This is a genomic window from Pseudomonas sp. Z18(2022), from assembly GCF_036346535.1.
GTDB lineage: Bacteria > Pseudomonadota > Gammaproteobacteria > Pseudomonadales > Pseudomonadaceae > Aquipseudomonas > Aquipseudomonas yamanorum_A.
In genome coordinates this window covers 323,295-339,239 of record NZ_JAOTOA010000002.1, presented here as the reverse complement: position 1 = coordinate 339,239, position 15,945 = coordinate 323,295, and the positions used below count along the sequence as shown (strand labels likewise).

The 15,945-nt window shown below is 61.4% G+C and carries 10 protein-coding genes; 1 reads left to right on the top strand and 9 read right to left on the bottom strand.

The genetic code is table 11. The features are described from left to right. Positions 1-6: 6 nt before the first annotated feature. From gltB to pilM, 8 genes are all read right to left on the bottom strand, one after another. A complete protein-coding gene (gene gltB / locus V3W39_RS06845; protein WP_177076042.1) occupies positions 7-4,452 on the bottom strand; it encodes a glutamate synthase large subunit in 4,446 nt (1,481 codons plus the stop codon). Between the two features lie 348 nt (positions 4,453-4,800). Beyond that, positions 4,801-6,354: an SPOR domain-containing protein gene (locus tag V3W39_RS06840; protein ID WP_330212408.1), complete on the bottom strand. Its 1,554-nt coding sequence runs from the start codon at positions 6,352-6,354 to the stop codon at positions 4,801-4,803. A 10-nt stretch (positions 6,355-6,364) separates the two neighbouring features. Then, positions 6,365-7,465 (bottom strand): 3-dehydroquinate synthase, encoded by a 1,101-nt coding sequence (gene aroB / locus V3W39_RS06835; protein ID WP_330212407.1) that lies wholly within the window; start codon positions 7,463-7,465, stop codon positions 6,365-6,367. 147 nt (positions 7,466-7,612) lie between these two features. Continuing rightward, complete coding sequence (aroK, locus tag V3W39_RS06830) at positions 7,613-8,131, bottom strand: shikimate kinase AroK (protein WP_003209345.1); 519 nt, start codon at positions 8,129-8,131, stop codon at positions 7,613-7,615. A gap of 4 nt (positions 8,132-8,135) precedes the next feature. Beyond that, positions 8,136-9,473: a type IV pilus secretin PilQ gene (locus V3W39_RS06825; protein WP_330212473.1), complete on the bottom strand. Its 1,338-nt coding sequence runs from the start codon at positions 9,471-9,473 to the stop codon at positions 8,136-8,138. Between the two features lie 69 nt (positions 9,474-9,542). Then, positions 9,543-10,559 carry a pilus assembly protein PilP gene (locus tag V3W39_RS06820; RefSeq protein WP_330212406.1) on the bottom strand — a complete coding sequence of 339 codons (1,017 nt, stop codon included), beginning with the start codon at positions 10,557-10,559 and terminating at the stop codon, positions 9,543-9,545. Further along, a complete protein-coding gene (locus V3W39_RS06815) occupies positions 10,556-11,107 on the bottom strand; it encodes a PilN domain-containing protein (RefSeq protein WP_177041116.1) in 552 nt (183 codons plus the stop codon). The genes V3W39_RS06820 and V3W39_RS06815 overlap by 4 nt, the downstream gene beginning before the upstream one ends. Next, positions 11,107-11,760: a type IV pilus biogenesis protein PilM gene (gene pilM, locus V3W39_RS06810; RefSeq protein WP_330212405.1), complete on the bottom strand. Its 654-nt coding sequence runs from the start codon at positions 11,758-11,760 to the stop codon at positions 11,107-11,109. The genes V3W39_RS06815 and pilM overlap by 1 nt, the downstream gene beginning before the upstream one ends. A 220-nt stretch (positions 11,761-11,980) precedes the next feature. On the opposite strand from pilM, the gene V3W39_RS06805 reads away from it, so the two are divergent. Then, complete coding sequence (locus V3W39_RS06805; protein ID WP_442968396.1) at positions 11,981-14,437, top strand: penicillin-binding protein 1A; 2,457 nt, start codon at positions 11,981-11,983, stop codon at positions 14,435-14,437. Between the two features lie 196 nt (positions 14,438-14,633). On the opposite strand, the gene V3W39_RS06800 is transcribed toward V3W39_RS06805, so the two are convergent. After that, entirely contained in the window at positions 14,634-15,902 is a 1,269-nt protein-coding gene (locus tag V3W39_RS06800; protein WP_177076036.1) for a malic enzyme-like NAD(P)-binding protein, read from the bottom strand. Positions 15,903-15,945 lie beyond the last annotated feature (43 nt).

Sequence of the window (15,945 nt, the reverse complement as noted above, 5' to 3'; positions counted from 1 at the left end):
CGCATATCACTGCGGGTTGGCACGGATGCTGGAAAGCAGCGATTTCAGGTTGGCAGCCTTGGGCTTGACCAGCCAGAAACGACGCAGGTAGTCATCGAGGTTTTCAGCGAGGTTACGACCCCATTCGCTGTTGGTTTCCTCGACATATTCGTCCAGCACATGCTGCAAGTGGTTGCGATAGGATTCCATCGCTTCGCCGCTGATCCGCTGGATCTCCACCAACTCGTGGTTCACCTTGTCGACGAAGGTGTTGTCCTGGTCGAGCACGTAGGCGAAACCGCCGGTCATGCCCGAACCGAAGTTGTAGCCGGTCTTGCCCAGCACCGCGACAAAACCACCGGTCATGTACTCGCAGCAGTGATCGCCGGTGCCTTCCACCACGGTGTGGGCACCGGAGTTACGCACTGCGAAACGCTCACCCGCCGTGCCCGCTGCAAACAGCTTGCCGCCGGTTGCGCCGTACAGGCAGGTGTTGCCGATGATGGCACTGTCTTGAGTCTTGTAGACGCTGCCTACCGGCGGAACGATCACCAGCTTGCCGCCGGTCATGCCCTTGCCCACGTAGTCGTTGGCGTCGCCTTCGAGGTACATGTTCAGGCCACCGGCGTTCCACACGCCGAAGCTCTGCCCAGCGGTACCCTTGAAGCGGAAGGTGATCGGCGCCTTGGCCATGCCCTGGTTGCCGTGCTTGCGCGCGATTTCGCCGGAGATGCGAGCGCCGATGGAACGGTCGCAGTTGCAGATATCCAGGGCGAATTCGCCGCCACTTGCGTCGTTGATCGAGGAGCTGGCCATGTCGACCATCTTCTCGGCCAGCAGGCCCTTATCGAACGGCGGGTTGCGGTCAACCTGGCAGAACTGTGGCTTGTCGGCCGGGATGTGATCGCTGCCCAACAGCGGCGTCAGGTCCAGGTGCTGTTGCTTGGCGGTCTGGCCTTCGAGGATGTCCAGCAGGTCGGTACGACCGATCAGCTCTTCCAGGGAGCGCACGCCCAGCTTGGCCAGCCACTCACGGGTTTCTTCGGCGACGTAGGTGAAGAAATTCACCACCATGTCGACGGTACCGATGTAGTGGTCCTTGCGCAGCTTCTCGTTCTGAGTCGCCACGCCGGTGGCGCAGTTGTTCAGGTGGCAGATGCGCAGGTATTTGCAGCCCAGGGCGATCATTGGCGCGGTGCCGAAGCCGAAGCTTTCAGCGCCGAGGATTGCAGCCTTGATCACGTCGAGGCCGGTTTTCAGGCCGCCGTCGGTCTGTACCCGGACCTTGCCGCGCAGGTCGTTGCCGCGCAGGGTCTGGTGAGTTTCAGCCAGGCCCAGTTCCCACGGTGCGCCGGCATACTTGATGGAGGTCAGCGGCGAAGCGCCGGTGCCGCCGTCGTAGCCGGAGATGGTGATCAGGTCGGCATAGGCCTTGGCCACACCGGCGGCGATGGTGCCCACGCCGGCTTCTGCTACCAGTTTCACCGAGACCAGGGCCTGCGGGTTGACTTGTTTGAGGTCGAAAATCAGCTGCGACAAATCCTCGATGGAGTAGATGTCGTGGTGCGGCGGTGGCGAAATCAGGGTCACACCCGGCACTGCGTAACGCAGCTTGGCGATCAGGCCGTTGACCTTGCCGCCTGGCAGTTGCCCGCCTTCACCCGGCTTGGCGCCCTGGGCCACCTTGATCTGCAGCACTTCGGCGTTGACCAGGTATTCCGGGGTCACACCAAAGCGGCCAGTGGCGACCTGCTTGATTTTCGAGCTCTTGATGGTGCCGTAGCGCGCCGGGTCTTCACCACCTTCGCCGGAGTTGGAACGCGCACCCAGGCGGTTCATGGCTTCGGCCAGGGCTTCGTGAGCCTCAGGCGACAAGGCACCCAGGGAAATACCGGCGGAGTCGAAGCGCTTGAGGATCGATTCCAGTGGTTCGATCTCGCTGATGGCCAGCGGCGTGTCCAGGGTTTTCACCTTGAACAAATCGCGGATCATCGACACCGGGCGGTTATCCACCAGCGCGGTGTATTCCTTGAACTTGGCGTAGTCGCCCTGCTGCACAGCGGCTTGCAGGGTGCTGACCACGTCCGGGTTGTAAGCGTGGTATTCGCCGCCGTGGACGAACTTCAGCAGGCCACCTTGCTGGATCGGCTTGCGCGCGCTCCAGGCTTCGGCTGCCAGGGCTTTCTGCTCGGCTTCGATGTCGACGAAACGTGCGCCCTTGATGCGGCTCGGCACACCACGGAAGCTCATCTCGCAGACTTCTTCCGACAGGCCGATGGCTTCGAACAATTGAGCGCCGCGGTAGGACGTGACGGTGGAGATGCCCATCTTCGACAGGATCTTCAGCAGGCCCTTGGTGATGCCTTTACGGTAGTTCTTGAACACCTCGTAGAGGTCGCCCAGGACTTCACCGGTACGGATCAGGTCGCCGAGTACTTCGTACGCGAGGAACGGATACACCGCCGAAGCGCCGAAGCCGATCAACACCGCAAAGTGATGCGGGTCGCGGGCGGTGGCGGTTTCAACCAGGATGTTGGAGTCGCAACGCAGGCCTTTTTCGGTCAGGCGGTGGTGCACCGCGCCGGTGGCCAGGGACGCGTGGATCGGCAGCTTGCCCGGAGCGATATGGCGGTCGGTCAGGACGATCTGGGTACGACCGGCGCGCACGGCTTCTTCAGCCTGATCGGCAACGTTACGCACAGCGGCTTCAAGGCCGAGGCTCTCGTCGTAGTTCAGGTCGATGATCTGCCGGTCGAAGCCCGGGCGGTCCAGGGTCATCAACGAACGCCACTTGGCCGGGGAAATGACTGGCGAGCTGAGGATCACGCGGGAAGCGTGCTCTGGCGATTCCTGGAAGATGTTGCGCTCGGCACCGAGGCACACTTCCAGCGACATCACGATGGCTTCGCGCAGCGGGTCGATCGGCGGGTTGGTCACCTGGGCGAACTGCTGGCGGAAATAGTCGTATGGCGTACGCACGCGCTGGGACAGCACGGCCATTGGCGTGTCATCGCCCATGGAGCCGACGGCCTCGTAGCCTTGCTCGCCCAGTGGACGCAGCACCTGGTCACGCTCTTCGAAAGTGACCTGGTACATCTTCATGTACTGCTTGAGCTGGTCGACGTCGTAGAAAGCCGAACCATGGTCGTTGTCTTCCATGGTCGCCTGGATGCGCAGGGCGTTCTTGCGCAGCCATTGCTTGTACGGGTGACGGGACTTCAAGCGGTTGTCGATGGCATCGGTGTCGAGGATCTGGCCGGTTTCGGTGTCCACGGCAAGGATCTGGCCCGGGCCAACGCGGCCCTTGGCGATCACGTCTTCCGGCTTGTAGTTCCACACGCCGATTTCCGACGCCAGGGTGATGAAGCCATTGGTGGTGGTCACCCAACGCGCCGGGCGCAGGCCGTTACGGTCGAGCAGGCACACGGCGTAGCGACCGTCGGTCATTACCACGCCGGCCGGGCCGTCCCACGGTTCCATGTGCATCGAGTTGTACTCGTAGAATGCACGCAGATCCGGGTCCATGGTTTCGACGTTCTGCCACGCTGGCGGAATGATCATGCGCACGCCACGGAACAGGTCGATGCCGCCGGTGACCATCAGCTCGAGCATGTTGTCCATGCTGGAGGAGTCGGAACCCACGCGGTTGACCAGCGGGCCGAGCTCTTCCAGGTCCATCAGGTCGTTGGCGAACTTGGTGCGACGAGCCACGGCCCAGTTGCGGTTGCCGGTGATGGTGTTGATCTCGCCGTTGTGGGCGAGGAAGCGGAATGGCTGGGCCAGCGGCCATTTCGGCAGGGTGTTGGTGGAGAAGCGCTGGTGGAACACGCAGATTGCGGTTTGCAGGCGCTCATCGCTCAGGTCTGGATAGAAGGCGGTCAAGTCCGCCGGCATCATCAGGCCTTTATAAATGATGGTCTTGTGGGAAAAGCTGCAGATGTAGTGGTCGGTGTCGGCGGCGTTGGCCACGGACGAGCGACGACGGGACGTAAACAGCTTGATCGCCATGTCCTGGTCGCTCAGGCCGTCGCCTGCGATGAACACTTGTTCGATCTGCGGCAGGCGCTCCAGGGCCAGGCGGCCGAGTACGCTGGTGTCGATCGGCACTTTGCGCCAGCCGACGAGCTGCAGGCCGGCGGCCAGGATCTCGCGGTTCATGTTCTCGCGAGCGGCTTCGGCTTTTACCGGGTCCTGGTTGAAGAACACCATGCCCACGGCGTATTGCTTGGGCAACTCGGCGCCGAAATGCTCCTTGGCGACAGCGCGCAGGAACTGGTCGGGCTTTTGAATCAGCAAGCCGCAACCGTCACCGGTCTTGCCGTCGGCGTTGATCCCACCGCGGTGGGTCATGCAGGTCAGGGCCTCGATGGCCGTTTGCAAAAGGGTATGACTGGGCTCGCCCTGCATATGGGCTATCAGGCCGAAACCGCAGTTATCCTTGAATTCATCGGGTTGGTACAGACCTGCTTTCATAGACACTTTCTCACCAGGCTGCCTCTTATTTCGAGGCAAATTTCTTTTCAATTCAACCGGTTACCTTCCACGCCGAACGTACGCCGGCTTAGCGGGGGCAAAAGGGAGGTCATTGTACACACCGACACAGACGCTCACAAATTTAGCGACGAAATGTCGCAAATCTATGTCGCATTTATGAAAGGTTTAAAGCGATATGCTGTGCTAGTCAAAACTTTTTTAATTCTGACCGCTACGACTCAAAAGCTACGTGACGCAGACACCACAAAGCGCGCGGCCTTCAGGGCTGCACGCTGTGTTGTTTTTTTGAGGTGCCGAGAGGGCAGCCTGGGTAAGGCCGCCGGATCTTCAGCGAGTTGTTGCCAGTTCTTGTTGAACGCTGGCGACAGTGCGAGGCCAAGGTTTACCAGCCTGAACCTTCGCTGGCAAGGCCTTGATAGCGGATTCCGCTGCGGTACGGCTGGAGAAGTTGCCGTACGTGATCACGTAGAGAGGCTTGCCGTTGAGTACTTTCTTGAAATAACGGTACTCGCCGCCCTGCTCTTTCACGAACGCCTGGGCGTTGGCTTCAGAGCTGGTGCCGAGGATCTGCACCACGAAGTTACCGGTAGGCTGGCTGCTGTACCAACTGCTGCCGGTAGCGCCGGCCTTGGCCACGGTCACCGGTTTTTCAGCAGGCTTGGCCGCTGGAGCCGGTTTGGCCGCAGGTGCCGGGGCTGCCGGCTTGGCCGCAGGGGCTGGCTTGGCGGTTGCAACCTGGGCCGGCACAGGCGCCGGCTTGGCAGCAGGCTGGCCCGCAGGCACGCCAGCCGGTGGTGCAGTGGTGGTCACGGTCGGTGGCGTGGCGCTGGAGCCTTCAACCGGCACGCCGTCGTCGCCTTCGCTGATACCGCCAGCGGCTTCAGCCAACGGACCACGCATCACAGGCTGGCCGACCATCGGCAAGTTGGTGGGCTGGCCGGAGTTGGCAAATTCAACGTTCGGTGTTGGCTTGCCCAGTGGCAACTGCGCCTGTTCGGTTGGCGCGCCAGCGGTGGTCGGGGCCTTGCTGCGACCTGGAATCAACCAGGCGGCGGCGACAGCGACCACGACAACGGCAGAAATTGCCAATACGTGCTTCTTAGGCATAGTAAACCCCATCTTTGGACGCTTTACCGCGGAGCGGCTGGCAATCATGGCTTCGATCATTGCATCCCGGGCAACCTGGTTGATGGTGCCAGGCCAGCCGTCGGAGCTTTCGTGAATATCAGAGATCTGCGCAGCGGAGAAAAGTTCGATGCCCTGCCCTGCGCCTTCCAGCCGTTGGGCCAGGTATTCGCGGGTTTCTTCTTCTTCGTACGGCTGCAGTTCGATGACGTGGAACAGCTCCTGCTCGCCGCTGATCTGCTCAAGTTCGGCAATCAGCGAAGACTCACCAAACAGGAACACATGCGGGCGGCCTTCAGGCGTACCGGCCGCCAGGGCCAGCAAGGCCTCCAGGGCGGATTCGTCGAGCTGCTCGGCGTCGTCCACCAGCAGGTAGACTTCCTGGCCGGTGAGGCCCAGTTGCACCACTTGCTTGAGGATTGCGTTTGGCTCGGCGGTGGACACGTCCAGGGCCTGGGCCACTTGGCGCAACACGCCCGCCGCATCACCGGCGCCACGGGCGGAAACCACCACGCTCTGTACCGATTGCTTGTTGGTGCTGGCAACCAGCGCCTGGCGCAGCAAGGTCTTGCCGCTGCCCAAGGGGCCTGTGACCACCAGCAACAGCTGGCTGTAGCGCGCCAGATGGTGCAATTGCCCCAGCACCGGCTTGCGTTGCGCAGGGAAAAATTTGAAACCAGGCACCCGTGGAGCAAAAGGGTCATGGCTTAACTGGTAATGGCCGAGGAACGCCTCGTCGGCATGCAAACTAGTCATCGGGATCTTATTAACCTTTAAGCTGGGCCAGGGCGCGGTAATCCGCTCCCAGCGTGGCCTGTAAAATCTCTTTCGGATAATCGTCGGTCACTACCGCTTCGCCCATTCGGCGCAACAGCACCAGTCGCAGTCGACCGTCGATCACTTTCTTGTCTATTGCCATGTGTTCGAGAAAATCTGCCTCGGTCATCTCCTCGGGAGGAATGACCGGCAACCCGGCGCGCTGGAACAGGCGGATCCCGCGATCACGCTCCTGGGCACTGATCCAGCCCAGGCGTTGCGACATCTCAAGTGCCATCACCGTGCCAGCCGCTACGGCCTCTCCATGCAACCACACACCATAGCCCATGTGGGTCTCGATCGCATGGCCGAAGGTGTGGCCGAGGTTCAAGGTGGCACGTACACCAGACTCACGTTCGTCGGCATTCACCACCAGCGCCTTGGCGGCGCAGGAGCGGGAAATCGCTTCGGTCAGCACCACCTGGTCGAGGGCGCGCAGGCCGTCAACGTGCTCTTCAAGCCAGGTCAGGAACGGCTCGTCGCAGATCAGCCCGTATTTGATGACTTCCGCCAGGCCTGCGGACAACTCGCGAGGCGGCAGGGTATTGAGGGTCGCGGTATCGATCAGCACCACATTCGGCTGATAGAACGCGCCAACCATGTTCTTGCCCAGCGGATGGTTGATGCCGGTCTTGCCGCCCACCGACGAATCGACCTGGGACAGCAACGTGGTCGGCACCTGGATAAAGTCGACGCCGCGCTGGTAACAGGCGGCCGCAAAACCGGCCATGTCGCCGATCACACCGCCACCCAGCGCCACCACAGTGGTACGTCGGTCATGACGGGCAGTCAGCAGGCCATCAAAGATCAGTTGCAGGGTTTCCCAGGTCTTGAAGGCCTCGCCGTCGGGCAACACCACCGAGATCACCGAGTACGCCGCCAGGCTGCGGCTCAGACGCTCAAGATACAGCGGCGCGACCGTTTCGTTGGAGATGATCGCCACTTGCCGCCCGGCAATATGCGGTGCGAGCAACTCGGGCTGGTCCAACAAACCTTCGCCAATGTGGATCGGGTAGCTGCGCTCGCCAAGATCGACCTTAAGTGTCTGCATGTGTCCCCGCGTTGAAGATGAAAGCAGGCGTATCGCCCTACATTAACGTTGTCGGCAACGTCGGGATCTGACGCCGCCTGATGGCTCTACGCCACAACTCGGACGGTCATGACGCGCCGCCGAGAATAGCGCATTTCGGCTCTGGCTTTAACGGGGTGGCAACTGCGCCAGGCGCTCAAGAATGTCGAGAACGACCATTCGTGGCGGCCGCTCATCGGTTTCCACCACCAGATCGGCGATTTCCCGATAAAGCGGGTCGCGCAGCGTCAGCAGGTCCCGCAGGGTTTTTGCCGGGTCGGCGGTGCGCAGCAACGGGCGATTGCGATCGCGAGCGGTGCGGCCCACCTGCTGCTCGACAGAGGCATGCAGATAAACCACGCGACCGCCAGCATGCAGCGCCCGGCGGTTCTCATCGCGCATCACCGCGCCGCCGCCGGTGGCCAATACCACGCCATCGCAGCCGCACAGCTCGGCAATCATCGCCTGCTCGCGGTCGCGAAAGCCCAGTTCGCCTTCCTTATCGAAGATCCACGGGATATTGGCGCCCGTGCGCAATTCAATTTCCTTGTCGGAATCTTTGAATGGCAGGCGCAGCTCTTTGGCCAGCAAACGGCCGATGGTGCTTTTTCCAGCCCCCATCGGTCCAACAAGAATCAAATTTCGCACAGAATCAACGACTCACAGCAATCGCCTGGTTATTCATAATACGCGGAGTCAGGAATACCAGCAGCTCGGATTTTTTCTCCGAAACCACATCCCGCCGGAAAAGGCGGCCAAGATACGGCACATCGCCCAAAAATGGCACTTTATCTACCACTTTGCTTTGGGTATTGGAGAAAACCCCGCCAATCACGATGGTCTCGCCATCCTTGACCAGCACCTTGGCGTTGACCTCGTTTTTCTTGATCGGCGGCACGTCGTTGAGCTTATTCAGGTAGTCGGGCTCATCCTTGGTGACCTTGACCTCCATGATCACCCAGCCATCCGGGGTGATTTGCGGGGTCACCTCCAGGGATAGCGAGGCCTCCTTGAATGACACCGAGGTGGCGCCAGTAGAACTGGACTCCTGGTAGGGAATCTCGGTGCCCTTGAGGATTCGCGCAGTTTCCTTGTCGGAGGTGACCACCTTGGGCTGCGAGACAATTTCCCCGTTGCCGGTTTTTTCCATGGCGGTGAGTTCCAGGTCCAGCAGCAGGTTATCGGTGATAAAGGCGACCCCCAGGCCGGCACTGCCGTTGATCGAACCCAGATCGACAAACGGCGAGCTGGGCGCAGTCTCGGGCGGCTCGGCACCTTCTGCCAACGGCGGCCTGATCCCGCCAGCGCTCCAGTTGCCCCGGCTGGCCTGCCCGCCCCAGCGCACGCCAAGGCTTTTGTCGTAATCCACATTGGCCTCGACAATCCGCGCCTCGATCATCACCTGGCGCACCGGAATATCCAGTTGCGCCACGATCCTGCGCAGTTCCTCCAAGCGCTCCTGGGTCTGGTAGGCGATGATGTTGTTGGTGCGATCATCCACCGCCACTGAGCCGCGCTCGTCGGTTGCGCCCTCCAGGCCCACGGCAGACTGGAACAGCTTGGCCAGGTCCGCCGCCTTGGCGTAATTGACTTGCAGCAGCTCGCGACGCAGCGGCGCCAACTCCGTCATTTGCTTGCGCGACTCCAGCACCAGCAACTCGCGAGCGGCCAACTCTTCGGCCGGCGCGACCAGCAACACGTTGGCCGTTATACGCTTGCCCAGCCCCTTGGTTTGCAACACCAGGTCCAGGGCTTGATCCCACGGCACATCCTTGAGCCGCAGGGTGATCGAACCCTGCACATCGTCGCTGGCCACCAGGTTAAGGCCCGCCACGTCGGCAATCTGCTGCAGCACCGCACGCAGTTCGATGTTCTGGAAGTTGAGGGATAGCTTTTCGCCGCTAAACACCAAACGTTCAGTGCTCAGGGGCACATTGCCTGGTGGCGGCAGGTGGATCAGGTCGATTCGATTGGGCACAGCCATGACCATCGGTGCCGTGAACGCTATCCATAGCGCCACACCGAAGGACGAAAAAGTCCTTTTCATTGTTTGTTTCCGTTATGAGTTTACGTTCAGGGCAAGGGTTTGCGAGCGTTCCAGCCAGGCGCCCTGGCCATCAGGGAAGAGCTCGGCGAGTTCGACATGGGAGTCATGAATCGCCGTGATGCGCCCGTGGTCCGGGCCGAGGTAATCGCCGACTGCCAGGCGATGGATAGACGACGCCCCGCGCAACAGGGCGTAGGTCTGGGTACCAAGGGACAAGGTCCCAACCATCTCGAACTGCTCTACGGCGAAGCCTTCGAGAACGCCTCGGGGCCTGGTGAGATCAGGTCCGGCAGCCGGTCGCCCGACGGGCCTCACAAACTGGCCAGAGGGCGGCTGAAACGGATCACGCAGGGAGGCAAAATCGTAGGCAACTGGCTGTTGCGGCCTGGTTTCGGTGGGCGCCTGCGATGACTCCCGCAGATCATCACCCGCCTGGGGGTTGTAGCGATAAGTCTTGGCCACCAGGTTGAGGCGCAACACGGAAGGGTCGACATGATTGAGCGCCAAGTCATGCACCGTGACTATCCGGGGCAGGCCGGCCAAGCCATTGATCAACGCCGCCAGATCGTGAAAGGTCCCGGTAACGCCTATTTGCATGGGCGATTCGATAAACAGGTGTTGAGGTTGGTCATCCAGAAGTTCGATGGCCTCCAGCACCAGGCCATTGGCGGCACTCAGGTGGCTGATGTCCTCAAGCAGGCCAGGCACTTCGGCCTCTGCAGACAGTTGCCGCAACAGGTTGGCGAAGTTGCCTCGCATGGTTTCGAGTTCGCGAGCCTGAGACTCCAGGCCAGACGCCTGGCTGGTTTTCAGCGCAACCTGCCGCTCAAGCGCCACTTCCTGCGCTTCCAGCCGGCGCAATTGTTCACGCGCTCCGCTCAGGTAGAAGGTATTGCCTAAAACCCACAGCACGCAGACAAGCGCGCCACCCAGCAATGCCTTGCCAGGCAGTGGCCAGTTAGCGGCGTTTCGGTAGAGTTGGGCGATGTCGAGTTCCGTCAGCCTGGCCAGGCCTGACGCCCCTCTCATTGGCGCACCTCAGGCGAATCACCATGGCGAACCGTCAGTTGAAAGCCATTATCGTCGCCATCCTGCGCGCCTCGAACCCGCTGAAGCCGGGGCGCCTGCAAGTCGTCGGCAGCCTCGAGATCCCGCATGAACCGAGCAATGTCCTGATTCGATTCGGCGGTGCCGCTGATCGAAACAGAACCACCGTCAACGCTCACTTCACGCAACTGCACACCGTCCGGCACCGCTCGGGCCAACTGGTCCAGCAACTGGGCGCTCGCCGAACGGTCGTCCTGCAAACCCTGCACAACCTTCATCCGCTCCATCAACTGCTGGCGCTGCTCATGCAACCCGTCAATGGCCTTGATCCTGGAGTCCAGCCCGGTAACAGCCTGGCTCATCTGGCTGTTGCGGGCCAATTGCCGATCAATCGCGCGGTCGATCACCTGGTCAGCCAGCCATACGGCGGCCAGCGCCACCGCCGCAGCCGCCAGCAAGAACACCAGGAAATACTTGCGCCGCCGCTCATTCCGTTCTGCGCGCCACGGCAGCAGGTTGATTCGTGTCATCAGTCGAAACTCCTCAGGGCCAACCCGCAGGCCACTCCCATCCCCTGGGCATCCACGGCCCATTGCGCGCCATCGACACGACGGCCCGGCGTGATGCTGCCCGAAGCCTGCCTGCCCGCGCGGTCCAATGCAAATGCTTCGACATCCACGATCCGCGTCGCCAGCCCGGCCAGGGCCAAAACCGCCTCACGGGCCTCCACCTGCTCCTTCAGGCAGGCGACAAGCAGCACGTCGATTCGTTTGGGGTCTCGGGCGGACGGGGCCTGTACCTGAAAGTCGATAGCCACATCCTGCAACGGATACGGAATGTACTGGTCCGCCTCCTCATGGATTCGACGCACCATTTCAGCCTCGGCGAGCCCGGCCTCCATCTCAAGTACACGTGTGATCACCGAAGGCCCGGCCACCGCCACCGCCGCATGCCTGAGCGATGTACGCGCCTGTGCCAGCGCCCGGGAAAGCACCTGCGCGACAACATCAAAGTCCACTACGCTGCTGTCGACCACCGCATGGGCCGGCAGCTGTTGCATGCCATAGGCCCGGACGCTGTAGCCGCTGACTGAAGCCTCCAGCTGCACTACCCTGACGCTGGCGTCATTGATATCCACGCCCAGGACAGCATCGGCTTTTCGCCTGAAAAATCCCTTTCTCATAAAACTCCCCAAAACTTTCCCTGTCTTACGGACTGATTGTTGCCAGGCTTCATGCATTCGGTCGGCTTGTATGAGCGGTGCGAATGACGCCCGAAGCCGAAAAATGCTTTAATGCCCAGCGTTTTTTCCCGCGTTTATCTGCTGGCCGGGTCGATCCACCGCTTGCCGTGCATGCCCCGACGCCTAACCCATTCTTTTCCTTGGAAATCCAAAAGCCTTGATTCGTCTGCTGAAGTTTTTCGGGTACTCCATTGTCGCGATCGTCTGCGGGCTGATGCTCGTGCTCAGCGGGGCTTATCTCTACCTTAGTCCGGGTTTGCCCTCCGTAGAGGCCCTGAGAAGTATCCAGTTGCAGATTCCTTTGCGGGTCTACAGCAGCGATGAAAAACTGATCGCGGAGTTCGGCGAAATGCGCCGCACCCCGATCCGTTTCGCCGACATTCCACCCAACTTCATCAACGCACTGCTGTCGGCTGAAGACGATAATTTCGCCAATCACTACGGCGTAGACCCAAGCAGCCTGGTGCGGGCGGCCACGCAGTTGGTAAAAAGCGGACACATTCAGTCCGGTGGCAGCACCATCACCATGCAGGTGGCGAAGAACTTCTTCCTCACCAGCGAACGCAGCTTTTCCCGCAAGGCCACGGAAATCCTCCTGGCGTTGCAGATCGAACGTCAGCTGACCAAGGACGAAATCCTTGAGCTGTACGTCAACAAGATCTACCTCGGCAACCGTGCCTACGGCATCGAAGCGGCTTCCCAGGTTTACTACGGCAAGTCGATTCGTGACGCCAGCCTGGCGCAGATGGCGATGATTGCCGGCCTGCCAAAAGCCCCTTCGCGCTTCAACCCCCTGGCCAACCCGGCGCGCAGTAAAGAGCGTCGCGACTGGATCCTGGGCCGCATGTACAAGCTGGGCAAGATCGACCAGGCGGCGTACGAAAGTGCCGTGGCCGAGCCGTTGAACGCCAGCTATCACGTGCCGACGCCGGAAGTGAATGCCCCGTATATCGCCGAAATGGCCCGGGCCGAGATGGTCGGCCGTTATGGCAGCGAGGCGTACACCGAAGGTTTCCGCGTAACCACGACTATTCCGAGCAACCTGCAGGAAATCGCCAACAAGTCGGTGCACGACGGCCTCGTCGCCTATGACCAGCGCCACGGCTACCGCGGCCCTGAATCGCGCCTGCCGGGCAAGACCCTGAGCGCCTGGACCGTCGAGCTGGGCAAACAGCGCCCGATCAGCGGCCTTGAGCCCGCCATCGTCACCCAGGTGAAGAAAGATGGCGTGCAGGTGCTGACCCGCACCGGCGAAGACCATGTGTCGTGGGACAGCATGAAATGGGCTCGCCCGTTCCTGAACACCAACAGCATGGGCCCGATGCCCAAGCAGCCGTCGGACGTGGCGCAGGTCGGTGACCTGATCCGCGTACAACGCCAGAAAGACGACAGCCTGAAATTCAGCCAGGTGCCCGTGGCCCAAGGCGCACTGGTGTCGCTTGACCCGCAGAACGGCGCGATCCGCGCCCTGGTCGGCGGCTTCGCCTTCGAGCAGAGCAACTACAACCGCGCCACCCAGGCCAAGCGCCAGCCGGGCTCCAGCTTCAAGCCGTTCATCTACAGCGCCGCCCTGGACAACGGCTACACCGCCGCCAGCCTGGTCAACGATGCACCGATCGTGTTTGTCGACGAGTACCTGGACAAGGTCTGGCGTCCGAAGAACGACACCAACACCTTCCTCGGCCCGATCCGCGTGCGTGAGGCGCTGTACAAGTCGCGCAACCTGGTGTCGATCCGCCTGCTGCAGGCGATGGGCGTAGGCAAGACCATCGACTACATCACCCGCTTCGGCTTCAATAAATCGGACCTGCCGCCCAACCTGTCCCTGGCCCTGGGTACCGCCACGCTGACGCCGATGGAAATCGCCACCGGCTGGAGCACCTTTGCCAACGGCGGCTACAAGATCACGCCGTACCTGATCGACAAGATCGAAAGCCGCAGCGGCGAAACCCTGTTCACCGCCAACCCGCCGCGGGTACCGGGCGATGTGGTCAATGGCGTTGCAGCCACTGACGGTCAGGCAGCACCGACCAACGGCGGCATTACCATCGAGCCGACACCAGGCGAAGCCCCGGCAGCCGGCGCACCTGCCGCGCCACAAGCGCCGGCCGTGGCCGAGCGAGTGGTGGATGGCCGTACCACCTACATCCTCAACAGCATCCTGGAAGACGTGATCAAGAAGGGTACCGGCCGCCGCGCGCTGGCCCTGGGCCGCGCTGACATCGCCGGTAAAACCGGTACCACCAACGAATCCAAGGATGCGTGGTTCTCGGGCTACAACGCCGACTACGTGACCACCGTATGGACCGGTTACGACCAGCCGGAAAGCCTTGGGCGCCGGGAGTTCGGCGGCACCGTCGCGCTGCCGATCTGGATGAGCTACATGGGTGCCGCGCTCAAGGATATGCCGCTGCATACCCAGCCTGAGCCGGAAGGCATCCTCAGCCTGCGGATCGATCCGGTCAGCGGTCGTGCGGCAGCGCCGAGCACGCCGAATGCGTACTTCGAACTGTTCAAGAGCGAAGACACGCCGCCATCGGTCAACGAGCTGGGCAACGGTGTTGCACCGGGCAGCCCGCTGCCAGCGGACGAGGCGGCGCCGATCGATTTGTTCTAACGCAAATCCCCTGTGGGAGCGGGCTTGCTCGCGATAGCGGCGGGTCAATGACAGGTGTATTGACTGTCCTGCCCCCATCGCGGGCAAGCCCGGCTCCCACAGGGACGATGCAACACTCGGAACAATGTTTTAACCAGCCACAAAAAAAGCCCCGACTCGCAAGAGCCGGGGCTTTTTGTTGGTGCGCTACAACGGCTTAGCCGTTGAACACATCATCCACGCTTTGCAGCGGGTAGTGCTTCGGATACGGCAAGGTGGCCACACCGGTCTCGATCGCGGCTTTGGCCACGGCATCGGAGATCAGGGTGATCAGGCGCTTGTCCATTGGTTTCGGGATGATGTACTCACGACCGAATTCCAGCTTGATGCCGCCGTAGGCGTCGCACACTTCCTGAGGCACCGGCAGCTTGGCCAGTTCGCGCAGGGCGTTGGCGGCAGCCACTTTCATTTCTTCGTTGATGCGCTTGGCGCGAACGTCCAGGGCACCACGGAAGATGAACGGGAAGCCCAGTACGTTGTTGACCTGGTTCGGGTAGTCCGAACGGCCGGTGGCCATGATCACGTCGTTACGGGTGGCGTGGGCCAGTTCCGGGGAGATCTCCGGGTCCGGGTTGGAGCATGCGAACACGATCGGGTTGGCCGCCATGGACTTGAGGCCTTCGGCGCTCAGCAGGTTCGGGCCGGACAGGCCAACGAACACGTCTGCACCGTCGAGGGCGTCAGCCAGGGTACGCTTGGAGGACGGATGCGCGAACATCGCCTTGTACTGGTTCAGGTCGGTACGCTCGGACTGCACAACGCCCTTGCTGTCGACCATGTAGATGTTTTCCAGCTTGGCACCCATGCTCACCAGCAACTTCATGCAGGAGATGGCCGCAGCGCCGGCGCCCAGGCAAACGATCTTGGCTTCGCCGAGGGTTTTGCCAGCGATTTCCAGGGCGTTGATCATGCCGGCCGCAGTAACGATTGCGGTGCCGTGCTGGTCATCGTGGAAAACCGGGATGTCGCACTGTTCGATCAGGGCCTTTTCGATCTCGAAGCACTCAGGTGCCTTGATGTCTTCCAGGTTGATGCCACCGAAGGTGATGGAGATGCGCTTTACGGTGTCGATGAAAGCCTGTGGGCTTTCGGAATCGACTTCGATGTCGAATACGTCAATGCCGGCGAAGCGCTTGAACAGCACGCCTTTACCTTCCATGACTGGCTTGGAAGCCAATGGGCCGAGGTTACCCAGGCCGAGGATCGCGGTGCCATCAGAGATCACTGCAACCAGGTTGCCTTTGCCGGTGTACTTGTAAGCCAGTTCAGGATCGCGGGCGATTTCACGTACGGGCTCGGCAACGCCAGGGCTGTAGGCCAGCGACAGGTCGCGGGCGGTGGCAGTGGCTTTGGTGAGCTCTACACTCAGCTTTCCTGGACGAGGATGGGCATGATATTCGAGAGCGGCAGTTTTCAAATCAGACATATCGGCATTCCGCTTTTACTGTTGGTCGACGGACCGCCGAGGA